Below are 16,379 nucleotides of genomic sequence, written 5' to 3'. Positions count from 1 at the left end.
ACCGCCCTCCTATCGCTATTGGCGGGCCGTCTCTTCAAATGCTCGGGGTCTGCCCACTGTCCGCCCTTTCCGAGTGTGTGTCCGCCTCGGCGTTGAGCGCAGCAATCGACTCAGGAGGACAGCCGAGCAAAAAATGCCGTCGCGCGCTCGAGCATATCCCGCTCTATAGTGGCCTTCTCCAGCTCGGCTCGCAGTCGCATGATTTCAAGCTGCTCTGCCGAGCCCAGTGAGAACTTCGAGGGCGGCGATGCCCGCGTTTTACGCTCGATAGCAACCCATTTCTGCAACGTGGTGAGAGGCACGCCTAACTCATGCCCGGCAGCCGTGATGCTACCTCTTGCGTACGCCAACTCAACCGCAGCCTTCTTGAACTCAGGTGTACGGCGAACCTTGGTGTGAGGCCCACTAACACTGAGGACCGTGGGGTCAACGTTGAGCTGTGAGGCCACAGGCTTATTGGGTTCAGGTGAACGGAGTTCCCCGATGGCAGGTGCACCCAGAGTGGGAGCTGTTGGGCCCACTTTAGGCGGAAGGATAGCCGGTTCGTCGGGGAAGAACGCAGCGCGCCAAGTCGTACGCATGGTGCAAAAAAGTCTTGTTAACTTGGCCATACTAACACTATAGTGTCATTCGCATAGAGGCTATCCGGCAAGAATGATGGGATTCCTGCTTTCCCATCTATGCGCCTCGAAGAAGCCTTTGGAAGGCTGCTGAAAGAGCAACGCTCACTCAAGAACTTGACACAGGCAGACCTCGCCCTGCGGTCTGGCATTGCCGTCAGCTTTGTGAGCCGTATGGAAAGATGTGCCGCATGCCCGACCATCGACACGCTGTTCAAGCTCGCACGGGCATTGGATGTCCCACCTGAGATTCTGGTGTCTCAGCTCCGAGAGCGACTCGTCGAGTCTCCTATGGCTTAGTCTGGCTGGCAGCAATCGCAGAGCCGGGGGCAAGTGGGCGGCGGCCAACTTAGCTTGGCCAAAAGGTTTTTGGGAGAGAATGGCTACCTAGAGCGTGTTATAAACTTCCTTGTAAGTCATTGATTTCTTTGGGATATTCTGCGAAATTTAGTTTTCACTGCTCCTTGTGAGTGCTTGTCGCACAAGAGAATTTTTCAAAGTTCATAACACGCTCTAGGATTAGACGCCCCTTCGCTGACAATCATTGCCCCGGGGTCTGGTATTGCCGTCAGCTTCGTGAGCTGAATGGAAAGAGGTACCGCATGCCTGACCATCACCACGCTGTTCAGGCTAGCGCGGGCATTAGAGATGCCACCAGAAATGCTAGCATGCAGCTGTAGTAGCAGCTCAGGGGGTCACCGATTTCTTCCGACTTTGATGGGGTACCAACTTTTCGGTGACGGGTCATGCGCCCATGTGGCGTCAATCAAAGCACACCAGACTCACCAACTGTATGCAGTGACTCACTGCAAGCAGGGCAGATGACACTTGGACGGATTCGTGGCTTTCCATATCCGCCAAGCTTCGCGCCATAGTGGTGGTGATATTGCTGAATGGTGACATTTGCCCCTAGTTGCGGGTCGAATCCTGTTTTCATGCAGTCCCTAGATGTTTCGTCGCACTGTCACGCGACTATGTTGGAATCAACATTGGACTCTGAGAGCACACCACAAGCCTCTTCGCGCCTCTGGTGAGCGCTACGTAGAGGTGCCGCGCGTCCATGGCAGCAGGATTCAACACTACCGCTACGTCCGCCTCCAGCCCTTTGAGCAACAGGGTGCTGCCTACCGCTCGCCGGGCCACCGAGCGGCCTATGTGACGATTGCGCTCCCGTGCATGCACCACTGCTTCCAGGAACGAGCATTCACCTCGGCCTGCGGTCTGAAGCGCACCCTTCAAGACGTGAAGCACCTCCGGCCGATAAACACGCACGCCATCGACATTCTCGAATGCCTGCAACGCTGCCAGCGCTGTCGCATAGGAAGGCACTTTCATGAAGTCCAAAGCTCTCGCCTCAGCGGCATTGGCCTCTTTCCTTGCCGTCCCTTTGGACAGGGAATCAACGCGTCGTAGGAGTTCCTTTCCGCCCAGGTTTGTCATGAGCTCAGCGGCGAACTCAACCAAGGCGGGCAGCGAGTTGCTTGATGCAGCATCGAAGTTACGCCCAAAAGCCGTCAGGTCTCGAAGGTCCGCCGCTTCGACAGTGGTAGCACCGGGAGTCTGAGAGGCAACTTGCCGTTGGCCCGTTGGGTTTGTGCTGTCACCAATCACCAGTACCGTCCCTTGTGGCGTCGGTGCCTTCGTCATTGCCGCTTCCAGTCGTTTCAAGTGCGCGGCATTCACGTCAGCAGGCAACTGCACCCAGGTCACTTCAGCGGGTGCGTTACTGAGGTCGATAGGCTTCCGCGCCATAAGCTGAGCACGGGACTCCAACAGCCAACGGCCAAGGTTGTCAGCACCAGCGTTCCTCCAACGCCACGGCGTAGACAACTCGCCAACGGAGGGAAAAAGGTGATGGACATCTTTAGTCCAATCCACGGTCGGTTCGCGAAAACCGAATATGGCCTGCAGAGGGTCTCCCAACACGCAGGTCGGCAATACGCCCGCAGCCCAATCAACAATCTGGTGCTGCGGAATGGTGCAGTCTTGGTACTCGTCGACCAGGAGCCGGCAGTAGGTGGCCGCAAGCGCACCGGCAATGTCACCACTGGCCAAAAGCTTCCATGCGGCGTTGCGAACAGCGGGGTAGTCCGTTGCGGGATTCTCCAGCCGAAGGATGTCGGGCTTGTGACCGCTGCGCGCGGGAAACTTCGAGATGAGGCGGACGGACCAGCTATCGATGGTTGAGACACGGTACGCGTCCCTCGGCACCTTCGCCTTTGCAAGCCGAGCCTCCAGCGCCGCCTTCCCTGCGTTTGTGTGGGTCAAGACCAGCGCAGGCTTGGCGCCCCCTTGCAGCTTCAGGGAGTCAGCGATGAGTTGAGTCTTGCCGCACCCTGCGGGCGCCGTGACGGCGCCTCGGCTTAGATTCAGAATATCTAACTCAGGCATCGGCGTGGGCCCAACTGAACAGGCCATTGATGATGCCTACGAATCCGGCATCCGAATGCTCGAGCGCGGGACCAACGATGTCCCGCGCGACGTCCTCCATCTTGGTGATGGACTTGAACCAGCCCGCTTTGCGAATTCGGGAAGCTTCCCCCAGGACAGCGCGCGTCGCAGCCGAATAGCTGCCAGCTGCACCCTCTGCTTGAACGACAGCCAACGAGATTTTTCCAGACGAGCGAGTACGGATGTGCTGGTCAACGACACCATCAGGCATCAGTTCAAGGCCCCTCTGGAGTAGTGCCGTGACTGCAGTCGTGGGAAGACTCGCGAACAACTCGTCCTCCAGAGCTCTGCGGTCGCGCCAAATCGCGTGGTACCCACCCGCAGCCTCGAAGGCTGCGACGAAGGCGACAGTCGGCTCTTTATCGTTGTCCTGCATCGCGGCGACACGGTAGCCCAGCTGCTGGAACGCAGCCGCCCGGCGAAAGCACCTGTCGGCATCGCCGCCGGACGCATCTACATAGTCAACCCCAGAGGCGCGAAGGGACCGATATCCTTTGCTGGTCCAATACTCATCCAAGCCTCGAATTAGACCGACCTCACTTGCACCTTCACAGACGATGACTGTGCGAGCCAGGAACGCTTCGGGGTAGCAACGGATAGTGCTCTGAGCATCATCACTCGCGCCAACCGTCAATGCTTGATGGGTCCCGCCAGTGCTACGCACGACGAAGAGCTGGCTGCCAGCCAGCTCGCGCAAGACAACAGGCGAATGACTGGTCATGAACACTTGAAGCGGCGTCGAAGTCTCCTTCGCCCCCAATGAGCCCAGCAGTCTGGTCAGGCGATGCGGCTCGAGGCCGTACTCAATTTCATCGACCAACACGATGTTGGCCGTATTCCCTGCGGCACGATGAAGTCCGGCTATCAGCAGTCGCGTTGAGCCTGTTCCTAGACAACGCAGCGGGATACCCGCTGCGTTGTGAAGTGATATCGCTCCGTCACCAAACGACACCGAATGCGCGTCAAGCAGCGCGGTCGCCCTGCTCCCAACGGAGACTCCGAGCCCGTTTGCCGTGTCGGTGACCGTCTTCAGGGTTGCCGCCAACTGCGGTGCAGCTTTAGTGCCAAATCCGGCTCTGGCCTCACGTGCAGCTTGAACCAGCTCCGCACCGATGTCTGCTCTCTCCTCGAAGAGTCGGTTCAGCACTGAACCTCTTGTCCAAGACAAGTTTGAACTGGGATGATTTCCTAGGCGAGAGGGCGCGATGGCCGCACGCTCCTTCCAAGGTAGGCCACGAGGAGGGTCTACGCTCGCTGTCCGCTCTGAAAAAAGCGACCAAACGGGTTCAAGGTCAGCCCTGACCGCAAAGTGAACGGTCAGGACGGTTTCCAGCCCTTTACGGGGCTCGTCCTCGACGTTGCCAGTAGCCGCATCGAATCCCCGAAGGTACTCGCCATAACTTTCGATGCTCAGCATCGAGTCTGCCAAATCACCAAGCGTCACAGCGATGCCGATAGGCTGAGTGACATCAAGCGCGTGAAAGTCGGTGTCTGCAATAGCCAGGTTTCGACGGGCACCAAGGCAGAAGTCGATGGCATCAAGGATGGTGGACTTGCCGCTGTCACCCGGGCCAATGAGGCAGTTCACCCCGGGAGACGGACACCATTCCAGGGAACAGACCGCCCGAAAATTTCGAATTTCTATCTTGCGGATGCGCGCCAAACTATCTCCTTTGCTAGTTCCCACCGTAGCTTGGCTCAAAGTTTACGTCATGCGGAGAGCGGCCAACAGCTTGTGCAAGTGCGCTACTTGCTCTCGAACTCTCCATCCGACCTTGACACCCCTGTAAAGTCCCTCAACTGCAATTAAGTCCCTCCAGATGTGGGGTGCGCTTGACACCCGCCGCGCCAGCGATGACGAGCGGATGCATCAGTGTGTTCTCAGGCGTTAGCCGGGCAAGCCGCGCACCAGCCTGAAAAGTTCGGCTTGGTATAGAGCATCGTCCAGTGCGTTGTGCGTCCCCTTCTTTTTGGGGTGAAGTCTATTTGCCATTTGGGCTGACGTGGTTTGCGCCCACAAGCAGCCAGTAGCGCCCATGTACAGCGCCTTGATGTCCAGAGCCGAGTGACCGAACGGATTGGCACCGCCGAAGTGTACGAAGTAGTAGTTTACGAAGCTCCAGTCGAACGGGGCGTTCAGGCCAACGAAAACTGGCTTGGCTCCGGAAGGAACGGTCTTCGCAAGCCAGACGGCAAAGTTCGCCACCGCCACGCGAGGTTCGACCCCATCGCGCGCAAGCTCCTCGAGAGTGAATCCAGTCACTGCCAGAGCTTCCGGCACTGAGTTGTCGTTCAGGGGCTTGAGCTCAGCATAGAACGTTTTCTCGTCGTTGTCTACTGCGCATGCTCCCAACGAGAGGATGCTGTAATCGCCCGGGATGGGACCGGACGTCTCGATGTCAACTGAGATGTAGTGCTCGCGCATTGGATTCAGGATAGCAGCGCCCGCCGGAGAGGGCGCCGGCGCTGGTTTCTCTGGAAGGGCTCGCCAGAGCGCCGTCCCGTCATGGACCCAAACGCCGAGACCGTCGGGAGCTGGGGCCGTGCCCAGGATGGCGAAGACCAAACCGGTGAATCCCGATTGGCCAGCGCGGGCGTGTTCAGCCGCCAGAGCGATGTCGTCGGAGGAAGGCGAGGGCGTCGGCTCCGGATGTGTATGCCAGAACCCCAGGCAATGCAGGCCCTCCTTGAACAGCAGCTCGCGCTCCTTGACCACTGCCGGGATGTCCAATCGCATTCCCGTCCGGGACGCCACTTTTGGTGGCAGCCGGGTGACTGCATCCACTCGCACTGAGGACTGCCCTGGGGCGGCGGAGAAAAGCTGCCCTGCCGCCTCCTTGGACCACCAGCGACGCTGTGTGTGCGACTGAAGTGTCTCGAGCGCTTCGACCGGTAGTTCCAGTACCCAAGATGCTCCGGGGATTCGGTAGATGAGCGTGTTGCTAGCCATTGCCGAAGACGTCCGAGTACTTGCGCGTGGTCTGCACGGCGTCCATGCCGGAAACCGCCGACGGCACCAGGGGACCAAGCTGAACATCAACCCCGAGCTGTTCGAAGAAGGTGGCAGAACGCACCCAGCTGCAAACGACCGATTGCGAGACTTTGCCGTCGATGGCAGCCAGCAGCCTCTCGGCCACGAATCCTGCCGCCTGGAACACGTCCGCAGCACCGTATGGGTGAAAGCCGGCATTACAAGCTGGGAGCTGCACGCGGGTGTCGTTAGGCCACCTGGCGACATTAACCTTGTCTCGCGGGTCGGTCGCCGGCCAGTCGTCACCGGGCTGCAGCAGCACGACATGCGCCGCGGCGCAGAATGGCTCCATCCAGGCGTGAGCCACTACGCAAGGCCCCAGGCTCTTTTGCCGTAGATAAGCCAGTGCGGTCCGGACGGTGCTCTCCCCCGTGCAGTCCACGACCATGTCGTACGCCCCGGGCTTGCACTGGTCGTGAATCCAATCTATCGCCGGGGCGCGGTAAGCCTTGAGCGCAATGCCCGGCACCTGCTGCCGAATCCGCTTGGCGAGCTCGTGAGATTTGGCGGCGCTTATGTCCTTCGCGCCCAGGAGGTGCCGAGCGACGTTCTCTGAACTGAAAAACTCCTTGTCCACTAAGTGAAGTTCCCCGAAGCCCCCCCGTGCGAGGAGCTCCACGACCGGTGTTCCGAGTGACCCGCACCCAAGGACTAGGACGCGCCTCTTGCGCCGCAGCTCCAGCACATCGATTCCGTAGTCTCGCGCCAGAGCCCAATTAGCATCCACACGGTCGAGAGGCATCGGGAAGATGGTTGCCTCCATAACGTGCTTAACGGGTGGCGGATAGACCAAGTAGCCGTAGCAAGTCTTGCCCTGCACGAGCACCACGAGGAACGCCTTTGACTTTTCTTGGTTGTTCTCAAGCCACTGCTTCACGGACAGCGTCTGGTCGGTGGCTTGGGCCACCAAATGCTCAAGTTGGTCCAACGTCCTCGGCCAGTTCTGCGGGGCCCAGGCTTGGTTGACAGGCAATGGCACAAAGAGCGCGGCGCCGCGGGCGAGCGTGCCTTGAGCCCATTCGTGCCGCACAGCAAGCCCATGGGGGTCAGCTTCACCGACCGTGGCCACCATGAGGTCGCTGCGCGCCTTCTGGTCCTTTTTGAAGTACGCGGCAACTCGTCCCTCGGCGGCTCCCTCGAGTTCTGTTAGGCAGATGCGGATGCTAGAGGCACCGGGCGCCCCTCGGACGGACTTCTGCTGAAGGCAAAAACGGAACCAGTATGACAGGCTTTCTCGTTGAAACTCGTTAACCACCCAAGCAGGGTCATGGGAGCTGGCCCAGAAGGCGCCAAGCCGCCGGAGCACCTCCTTCATCGCCTCAATCGGGTCTGCAAAGTCGGCCGGAACAGCCTCTACACCATGACAGAACCTGCCGTCCTCCTCGATATGAGGCAGGATAAGACACAAGCTCTTGTCGAAGCGGACCTGCGGCGGCGTCGCCGGGAAGTCCCGGGTAATGTAGATGCTGATGCGCTGACGCCCATGGGCCGCGTGCTGCAGTTCAATGTCCCAGGAGGCGGCCTTGCGGCGCGGGTCTAGCTGGCGGGTGCGCGTCGCGAAGGCGGCGCCGGGCCCATCCAGCCACGCCTCGACAGCGGCCGCAGCCTTGTCGAAGTGGGTCAGTGCGACAGCATGGTCAGGCAAGCGTGTCCCTCGACCCACTGCTGCGGGGTGCCTGGGGCTGGCTACGCGGCTGGGAGGGGGCCGTTGCCAGCAGGCCGCTCAAGATGGTCGGCATGGAGGGTTGGCTGTCCTTCCAGGCCTGGACGCCCGGCGCGCCGAATACGGCGCGGATGCGGCCTTCGGTGCGCTTGGTGTATTCCTCGGAGAACATAGCCTCAAGGTCCTCCACCAGCCGTTCATGCCAAGTCTTGAACTCCTTGGCGCGCATGCCGCCGTCCGTGTTCCAGCGGTCGGCGAAGTTCTCGCCGGCTCGGCCGGGTAACGCTGGGTTGTCCACAAAGGCGAGCCCGTTGACACGCCGGATGAACCGGGGCATCCGGTCAATGACCTCCAGCGCCACCTCAATGGCGGAGGAGTAGTTGTGGCGCTCGTTGGTGACCATCTCGTTGTATGCGTGAGTGGCCAGCGTGACCAGGATGACGGAGATGGGGCGGGCGTCGCCTTGCGCGTCGGGCAAGTTCTTGTAATAGCCGTCCCGGTGCAATTTCATCAACTGCACAAGGCGTCGCAGGATGTCGTCCAGTGCCACCTTGGTCTGAGGCAGCGGGTCTACGGTCGTCCTGGCTTCAAACGCGAGGGCGGACTTGACCATGCGTTCCTGGAAGGCGAAGCGCTTATTGGCAATTGTGCAGAACCAGTCGGCGAACTCCTCGGGATTGGACGGGCTCCAGACCTTCTTCTTGTCGCGCACCCGCAGGTCCGTGCCAGTGATTTCCTCAGATAGCGGGATGGCCGGCGTGACGTCGAAGTAGAACGGCTCTCCGGGGTACTGCAGCCGCCAGCAGCGGTTCTTTGGCTCTGGCGTGCCAGCGCCCTCTATGCCATGGAGCGCTGCGCCGAACCTCTGGAAAAAATCCTCGGAGTGCTTGAGGCCTTGGAACTCTGCACCGCACAGCTTGACCACGATGTCCAGGTCGAACTTCTCACGGCCGTCTCCAGCAATGGTTGTCTGCGTCCTCATCGAGCCTTGCACTACGACGTGGGCGTCTGTCTCTCCGATGCCCATGTGTCGTGCAACGTGGCGGCCCAACTCTTCATAGCGCTTCCTAGCGGCCGCCTGCTTCTCGGGCGTGAGCTCGAGTTTGAGCAGCATGCGGGCGATGAAGTCCTCCCACTGTTGGTTCTCGTTGCGCGCAGCGAGCGCCTCGAGGACGAGGCGACGCTTTGGCGAAGGCTGGGGAGGCGCGGTCTGCGGGTCCATAGGGGCTCCAGGGTTAGGCGGCGAGGGCGGGGTCTTCGGAGTGCAAGGAGGTGGCCAGAAACTTAACCGGTTGGTCGTCCTTGGGCATCTGGACGCTCCAGGGATAGGGCGGGAGCTGGCCAGCTTCTCGCTGGTAGCAACGAAGCTGCGGCATGTTCCGCCCGTCGTAGGCCATGCCAAAGCGGATGGACAGGGTAGCCGGCGCGGCCAGAATCAGATGCACCGTCCTGACGCCGTAATTGGCCAGTGCGGCGAGTGCCTGCAGGAACTGATGCGTGAGCGCCGCCTGATTCGCCTCGGACCACAACGCGTTCGGCAGCGGGTTCGGCCGCGCAAGATGCACAACCGGAAGGCCCGGGAACGTCGCGGCGATGTCCTTGAAGGCGACTTCGTACGATGCTGAAACCGCGAGAACGACCTCGGGGGCATCGTCAACGGAATTCATGCCTGTTACAGCGAAACGACTCTTATCGTCGCTCTCCGTCAGGGCTTTCCAGCGCTTCTCGTTGCGCTCCCAGTCGAAAAGCTGCACGGCACCTTCATCGTCAATGAGCGTGCCCGCATAGAACTGGAGGGGAACCTGCATGATGCCACCCACGACCACTGTGACGTTCTCGCGGGAGGTGTCGCCGCGGTGCTGCCGCAGCGACCGCCGAATGTGGGCGAGCTCGTTCAGGGCTTCCTGCACCTGCGGTGGCTTCGCGGAGACAAGTTGCCGCACGTCGATGTGGCAGTCGATGGGCCGCCCGACCACCGTTCGGGGCAAGCTGCTGAGCAACGGGCGGTCCGACGTATCCATCAGCCCGCGCAATTCGACCACTAGCACACGGCGGGCGTCCGCTTCGGTTCGCTCGCGGCGGAAGCTGCTGACCACCATCGCGAGGCCGATGACCCAAGTCACCAGCGCCATATAGGCCGTCAATGACACCAGGTAACCAGGCAGACCCTCACCAGAGGAGAACTTCAGGACCTCAATGTCGGCGAACCCCCGCAGCTCAAAGGCGAACCCACCCGCCAGCCCTAGAAGCACGAGCGTACTGACCTCCAGGAGCTTGACCCCAAGGTGGCGCGGACGCAGAACGAATGAGACCAACTGGTCGATAAGGCTCTTGAGCCAAGTGAGGTTCATGTGTTAATGCGTTTTCATTACATATAGATAAAGTCGGATTTGTGGATTTCAATGCTGAGGTGGGCTCCCTTTAGAGGGTTCGCAGCTGCCGCTCCACCTTCCTGGCCTTTGCCGCTAGCAAGACGCTGGCGGCGAAGGCAGTTACGCAGAACAGGGCCGTCGGTAGGGATTCCCGCTGTCATTGGAGAAGGTCAGCGCAGTAGTTCGCTTGTCTGTGAGATTACAGGACTTTGCGACCGTGCAGAGCGTTCCCTCCATCGTGGCACACGCTGGGGTGCTGTCCAACCAGTACCCACTTGCACCTTGCCTCTCGCTGGCAGACCTGGAGGTCCTCATCGACCTCTTGGAGGAACCTCACGTCAGGCTGCACTACATCCGCCAACGCGCCTCTACCATGCTGGCCCAACAAGTTGTTGGTGACGAGCTTGACATGCTGGGTCTGTACCTGGACACCTCGCTGAACTTCGGTGGGCTCCCGCCGGGTGCGCAGAACATCACCCTGAACGGCTACTCCGCACGGCTGGACAAGTACTACACGGCCAAGGATGAAGGTGAGCACGCCCGAAAGCCACGCCGAGCGACCATCGCCTGGTTCAATCGCCTGTGCGAGCAGATTTCAAAACGTCCAATGACGGGCTGGAGCGAGTTGACTGGCGCCCTTTTGTCATTGACGCCGTTCGAACAGCAGAACGTTGAGCGCGAGGTCCAGAAGATTGCCTGGCGCATTCGCGATAGCAAGCGGGTGCGAGATGGAAAGGACACCATCGTGCTCGTTGGGCCCGAGTGGGCCCACACAGCTCTGGCGGTTCGTGCAAGGGACAGACGCCAGCCTGGCAAGTTCCTGGAAGGTGCGGAGCAGCTCGGCTCTGAGGTGTTCAACACAAGCATGTGGAGCGATGCTGCGTGGTGGCCGTTGATGCCCTTGACCCGCAGCTACGGTACCTTGGCGGCGCGGTCGTCACGAGCACTGACCGGTCCCCGTCCCAGCCACCATCTTCTTCTAGCCAAGCCTGCGCGGCAGGGCTTGGCACCCTACAGCGCAGGCTAGCGTTTGCTGGCCGCCAGGACGTTCTCCTGCAGATAATTGACCACGCCGACAGATAGGGTTCGGCTTCCTGCGCTGCCCTCCCATCCGAGGTAAGCCTGAATTCGGCGGCGCAACTCGGTAAGCTGGTGAGGCGCAGGAGCGATTGTCCCAAGTGGCATGCCGTTGGCAATCAAGTAAGCGACGGCAATTCCGTAGAGCAACTCGTCGCCACCGAGCAGCTCCAGCTCAGGTCGGCTTGACTGCCCTGTTCCGTTTAACTTACTGCTTTGACAACGCTGCCGATACTGCACCGCCAGCAACGGCACCTGTACCAGCAATAACCGCTGTACCAGCAGCCATGCCGCCACCACCTGCAGCTAAAGCACCGCCACCAACGGCTGCCAAAGAAGCATTTGTAAGGGCCACTCCAGACAGCGTGCTGATTGCTGTGCCAGTACTGGCTGCTCCAAGCCACCCTGCAGCACCGGCTGCAGCTGCAAGTGTGGGAGCAGCAACTAATGCGACACCACCAGTGGCAACAGTTCCCGCTACTACAAGCAGTGTTTTACCGGGGTTTTCGACAACAACGTCAACAACATCGCCAGCAACGTCGATGGCGCCACCAACTACGCCTCCGGCAATATCAACTGCACCGCCCACAACGCTACCCGCGATATCAACTGCGCCACCAACAAAGTCACCAACAAAATCCAAAAGTCCCATGATTTATCTCCCGTTTGTGGTTGACGTTAACGGAAAGCAGAGCAGACTCAGGCTGAGATAGTCCCCCTGATTCCCTAGCCCAGCCCTATCGCTTTATCTTTGAAATAGGAATGGGACAATGAATACTACTAGGCATACGGAGTCGGTCGAGGTAATTTTGAAAGACCAGCGCCGCAGGCGCTGGTTCCTCGCCGAGAAATCAGCCCTGGTGGCGCACCTACGAATCCTGTATGAGCGTGTCGCTGGTGGCACGGCAAGAAGGTGTTTCCGCCAGCCTACTGTTCCAGTGGCGCAAGCTCGAACGGCAAGATGCACTGACCTCCGTCTCCGTTGGTGAGGCAGTGGTACCGGCATCCGAGTTGGCAGCGGCGTGTGCGGAAATCGCCAAGCTCCAGCGCGTTCTAGGCAAAAAGACATTGGATAACGAAATTCTCAAGGAAGTGGCCCTGCGAGACGCCCGGACCATGTTGGCACAATTACCGGCGGCCGATGCCGCCCTCTTTTTTCCTGGAAGTGGAACCGCACGGCACACCAGCGCCACCGCAAGCAGTATCCCACTCAAGAATGGCCGACGCGGTGCCAAGGACAGGCATCTCAGGCCTTTCTATCAAGCCTCATACGTTCTTGGAAACGCTTTCAAAGCTAGGGCAAGCACCGCGTTCGAGTTCTGCGCCCACTTTTAATCTGAAACAAATTCAACCAGCGGAACCCCCCATTTTTCGGTCCGAATCGTGTTTTGAGGCTGGTCCGATTCGCGCAATCGGAGGCCTCGTGGCATCACTCGGCCTGCTACTGAGCAATTTAGCTGCTGTTAGGCTCGGCGGTTACATTCGGCTGCAATGGGTATTTTGAGCGCCATAGCTAAACCGATTTACTACAACGGTAGGGTCACCCTGCAACAATTCGGGGTGCCCTTCGCCAACGCACACACTTGTCAAGGTGGATAGCTGTCCTTGATTGTGTCGCATGAGCTTTACCAGGACGGGAATCCGCCGGAGGGCGGTGAGAGGAAGAAAGAATGTCGAAATTAGCTGTCGTTCACCTGAGCGACATTCACGTGCACGGGGACACAGACCAATGCTTAGAGGCTGCGGAGCGAATTGCAGCGGCTTGCTTTGAGCATGTACGCGGAGCTGATGGATGCCTCGTGGCTATCACTGGCGACGTCGCATTCTCAGGCGCTGAACATGAGTACCAAGCGGTGGAAAACCACTTACTAGGGCCTCTCCTGTCTTCACTCGCAAAGGAAACGGGGCAATCCATTTATGTCTCTGTGGCGCCAGGAAATCATGACTGCGTATTGAAACCAGTCGACGACGTCCGGGAAACATTGATAGGTGCAATTGTTGAGTCCCCGTCCAAAGCAAACAAAGAAGTGATGGTGGAGGCATGCACTGGCGTACAGAACCATTTCTTCAAGTTCGCCGAACGGTCTCTATCTCCTGTCCCAACAATGCCATCACGCCTTTTCTGGCAGCAGCGCTTTGCAGTGGGTGGGCAAGAGGTACTGGTGTCGACACTCAACGCGGCGTGGATGTCTCGTCTGCCAGAGCCGCAGGGGCAGCTTGTATTTCCTGTGGAGCGATTCGATAGAGAGCTTGAAACCGATGCCGCGCTGCATCTTGCTCTGGTGCATCATCCATTTAATTGGTACAGCCAAGCTGCCTACCAGAATCTTCGGAAGCGATTGCGTACTGCATGTACAGCCGTCCTCAGCGGTCATGAGCATGAAGGCAACGTCGGAAAAGTGGAGGAGCAGGTTTCAGGAGTCTCTCTCTTTTTCGAGGCTACAGCCTTGCAACCGCATGAGCCAGGGGCACAAGCAGGTTTCTCCATCCATGTCTTCGATTTGGATGCGAAGGAGGTCGAGTCTTATGCATTCCACTTGACCGTCTCCGAAGTTGAAGCAGTACCCGGTTCTAGTCGCCATAGCTGGAAGGAGAAACGAACCAGTGCCGTGCCCGAGCTGACTGCAACCTTTGCTGCCGTGTTGAATGACGCCGGAGGCAACTTTTCGCATACGGCGAAAGAACGTCTCACGTTGGAAGACATCTTTGTGTGGCCTGACCTTCGGGACTGGGACTCACAAGACGTTAATCGGCAGAAAACGAAGAGCGCGATTGCTATAATCCCAGAGCTACTAAATGGCAATAATTTTATTATATATGGTGATGAGAAGGCAGGAAAAACAACGCTGGTCTACAGCTATTTTCGTGAGCTCATCAGCAGGGGTTATTTCCCCGTGTACCTTGCCGGGCATTCGCTGACAATTAAGAGCAAAGACGATGCGGAACGGCGCATAAATAAAGCAATTGAGGAGCAGTACACGAATTCAGAAGCTATCAGACGTATTCCACGCGAGAAGCGAATCCTGATTCTTGACGACGTCGATAGGCTTAAGTCTGGAGTTCATACACTCCCCACTTTTCTGGATTTTGCTGACAAGCACTTTGTCGGGGTCTTTCTGACAGCGTGTACGGGATTTGAAGTTGCAAACCTTGCTTCCAAAGAGGCGATGACGGTACTTTCGCCATTTAAAAGCCATGACCTTATGCCGTTTGGCTTGAAGCTGCGGCATAAACTTATAAAAAAATGGTGCGAATTGGCTCCGGTGACGACGTCGGTGGAGCTCGACCGTCGCGTTGTTGATGTTGAATCGATTGTCAACTCTGTAATCGGAAAGCGGCTCGTTCCAGAGTATCCGCTTTACCTTCTTATTCTCTTGCAGAGCAGTGAGCAGCATCGCCATGGTGAAATTCAAAATAGCGGACTGAGCTTTTACTATCAATACCTAATAACAAAAAGTTTGGGCTCCGTCGGAGTCAAGCCTACTGAGCTAGATGAACATTTTAATTATCTTTCTTTGTTGGCCTGGAGATTCCGCTTACTGAAGCAACGAGAGCTCGACGAGGGCCAGCTTAGGGCCGCAAATAAAGAATTTTCGGACCGTTTCGTAACTGTCGACTTTTATCAGCGACTTGACCTATTGACAAAGGCTCGGGTGTTGTATAAGAGGGGGGATTGCTACTCTTTCGCCTACCCTTACGTCTACTACTTTTTCTTAGGGCGTTATCTCGCGAAGAACTTGGACCAACAGGAGGTTCGCGAACTAGTGGAGGAATGCTGTAAAAAGCTATACCTCAGAGACTGCGCGCACACAGTTATGTTTTTGGCGCACCACGTGGAGAACTCTTGGTTAATAGGGTTGATTTGTGAGGTGCTTAGAAATTGCTTCAGCGAAAAGAAACCAGTTGAATTGAACGGTGACACGTCATATATCAACAGCTTAGTTCAGCAGTCGGCACAGCTTCGGCTGCCTGCACCGGATGTGAATAAGAATCAAAGCGACATAAGGGAGATACAAGACAGCCTGCTCGATTCAGAGCCCAATGACGACACAGAGGACTACTCGGCGCTTAGTTTTGCTTCGAAATGGAACCTCCTGCACAAGACCGCTGAAATCCTTGGGCTGATACTAACGAATTACTACGGCTCCTTGGAACGCACACGGAAACAGGAAATGATTCGTGAGGTATTTGATGGTCCACTGAGAGCACTTAGGCTTTGGCTGGAGGAGGTTGCCGCTGACCTCCCTAGCCTCGTCTCTTATTTGAAAGACGATGCATTGGCCAAAAACCCTAAGCGTGATGCGGTTGAAGTGGAAATCGAAATAAAGCGACGAATTTTCAACATTTTTGGTTGGGTTGCTACAGGAGCTATTGCTTCGTGCGGTTCCTTTGTGTCGGCAGAAAAATTACGTGAGGATATGGCGACAGTAGTCGAAACAAATCCGACGAATGCTTACCGACTAATTGAAGCGTCTGCACGGCTACTTAAGCCTGGCAAGGTTCCAATGGACCGAGTTAAAAAGCTGGCACAAGACCTTGAGAAGAATCCCTACGCTTTCGGAGTCTTGCAAACGTTGGGGTTCTATCACATGTACATGTTCCACACGGATGAGCCTCAAAAGCAAGCGCTTTGCAGTGTCCTTAAGATTTCTTTTGGCCAGGCTAAAGCCATTGAAGTAAGGAAGCCGGGGCGGACGCTTCGTTAGGTGAACGGACAAGATACCCTTAAGCCTTGGCCGTGTTATCGGAGGACTTGTGAGATTGGGTAGAGTCCACGCGGTGAATCAAACTCTTCGCTGGCTGTACCACTCACAGCGCTACTCGTTCATTGCTCTGCATCGTTGTTTTACCCAAAGCACCTGGAGCCAGCTGGCGGTCTGTGGGCCGATGCTTTTATAGCGGTCCCTTCTCGAATGCCTTGAAGTGATGTTATGCAACTCGAGCTGTGAGACGAGGTGCTTGCAATTCCTTTTTGCAGCACGTCAAAAGCTTCGCAACTCCTTGAACTTATTGAATTTTGGTCACTAGAGCGTGTTATGAACTTGTTTGCAACCCTTTGATTTCATTGGTTGAATTCGTGGCAGCACTTTTGCAGAAGAAAGCATAAGTGCTTGTTTTTACATGATATTTTTCAAAGTTGATAACACGCTCTAGGGCTGCCACCC

The 16,379-nt window shown here is 57.5% G+C and carries 11 protein-coding genes and 1 pseudogene; 4 read left to right on the top strand and 8 right to left on the bottom strand.

Annotated elements, in window-relative coordinates; translation table 11 throughout:
* Positions 1 to 110 precede the first annotated feature (110 nt).
* Positions 111 to 302: a hypothetical protein gene (locus EV674_RS12220; protein WP_132750446.1), complete on the bottom strand. Its 192-nt coding sequence runs from the start codon at positions 300 to 302 to the stop codon at positions 111 to 113.
* A 378-nt stretch (positions 303 to 680) separates the two neighbouring features.
* Here EV674_RS12220 and EV674_RS18030 point away from each other — a divergent pair, with 378 nt between their 5' ends.
* A complete protein-coding gene (locus tag EV674_RS18030; protein ID WP_119014355.1) occupies positions 681 to 920 on the top strand; it encodes a helix-turn-helix domain-containing protein in 240 nt (79 codons plus the stop codon).
* Positions 921 to 1,592: 672 nt separating this feature from the next.
* Here the strand turns inward: EV674_RS18030 and EV674_RS12210 are convergent.
* The 6 genes from EV674_RS12210 to EV674_RS12185 form a co-directional block, all read right to left on the bottom strand.
* The gene (locus EV674_RS12210) at positions 1,593 to 3,011 is read right to left on the bottom strand and encodes a UvrD-helicase domain-containing protein (RefSeq protein WP_119014354.1); all 1,419 of its coding nucleotides are present in this window, start codon (positions 3,009 to 3,011) and stop codon (positions 1,593 to 1,595) included.
* On the bottom strand, positions 3,004 to 4,734 hold the full coding sequence (locus tag EV674_RS12205) for an ATP-dependent nuclease (protein WP_119014365.1): 1,731 nt from the start codon (positions 4,732 to 4,734) through the stop codon (positions 3,004 to 3,006). Before EV674_RS12205 ends, EV674_RS12210 begins: the two co-directional genes overlap by 8 nt.
* Before the next feature lie 225 nt (positions 4,735 to 4,959).
* Positions 4,960 to 6,021 carry a Mov34/MPN/PAD-1 family protein gene (locus EV674_RS12200; protein WP_165887097.1) on the bottom strand — a complete coding sequence of 354 codons (1,062 nt, stop codon included), beginning with the start codon at positions 6,019 to 6,021 and terminating at the stop codon, positions 4,960 to 4,962.
* Positions 6,014 to 7,747, bottom strand: coding sequence for a ThiF family adenylyltransferase (locus tag EV674_RS12195; protein ID WP_119014352.1), 1,734 nt, complete (start codon positions 7,745 to 7,747; stop codon positions 6,014 to 6,016). The genes EV674_RS12200 and EV674_RS12195 overlap by 8 nt, the downstream gene beginning before the upstream one ends.
* On the bottom strand, positions 7,740 to 8,987 hold the full coding sequence (locus EV674_RS12190) for a nucleotidyltransferase domain-containing protein (RefSeq protein ID WP_119014351.1): 1,248 nt from the start codon (positions 8,985 to 8,987) through the stop codon (positions 7,740 to 7,742). The genes EV674_RS12195 and EV674_RS12190 overlap by 8 nt, the downstream gene beginning before the upstream one ends.
* A gap of 13 nt (positions 8,988 to 9,000) precedes the next feature.
* Positions 9,001 to 10,116 carry an SAVED domain-containing protein gene (locus EV674_RS12185; protein ID WP_119014350.1) on the bottom strand — a complete coding sequence of 372 codons (1,116 nt, stop codon included), beginning with the start codon at positions 10,114 to 10,116 and terminating at the stop codon, positions 9,001 to 9,003.
* A gap of 238 nt (positions 10,117 to 10,354) precedes the next feature.
* Here EV674_RS12185 and EV674_RS12180 point away from each other — a divergent pair, with 238 nt between their 5' ends.
* A complete protein-coding gene (locus EV674_RS12180; RefSeq protein ID WP_132750445.1) occupies positions 10,355 to 11,164 on the top strand; it encodes a hypothetical protein in 810 nt (269 codons plus the stop codon).
* A gap of 258 nt (positions 11,165 to 11,422) precedes the next feature.
* Here EV674_RS12180 and EV674_RS12175 read toward each other — a convergent pair whose 3' ends face one another.
* A complete protein-coding gene (locus EV674_RS12175; protein WP_119014348.1) occupies positions 11,423 to 11,866 on the bottom strand; it encodes a hypothetical protein in 444 nt (147 codons plus the stop codon).
* Between the two features lie 118 nt (positions 11,867 to 11,984).
* Here EV674_RS12175 and EV674_RS12170 point away from each other — a divergent pair.
* A pseudogene (locus tag EV674_RS12170) lies at positions 11,985 to 12,306 on the top strand (transposase); the annotation flags it as partial.
* 578 nt (positions 12,307 to 12,884) lie between these two features.
* The gene (locus tag EV674_RS12165; protein ID WP_119014347.1) at positions 12,885 to 15,920 is read left to right on the top strand and encodes an STAND family AAA ATPase; all 3,036 of its coding nucleotides are present in this window, start codon (positions 12,885 to 12,887) and stop codon (positions 15,918 to 15,920) included.
* The last annotated feature ends 459 nt before the right edge of the window (positions 15,921 to 16,379 follow it).

The sequence above is a fragment of the Simplicispira metamorpha genome (genome assembly GCF_004341365.1).
Classification (GTDB): Bacteria; Pseudomonadota; Gammaproteobacteria; order Burkholderiales; family Burkholderiaceae_C; genus Simplicispira; species Simplicispira metamorpha.
The sequence above is the reverse complement of the archived record's forward strand: the minus strand, read 5'-3'. Positions and strand labels throughout refer to the sequence as shown.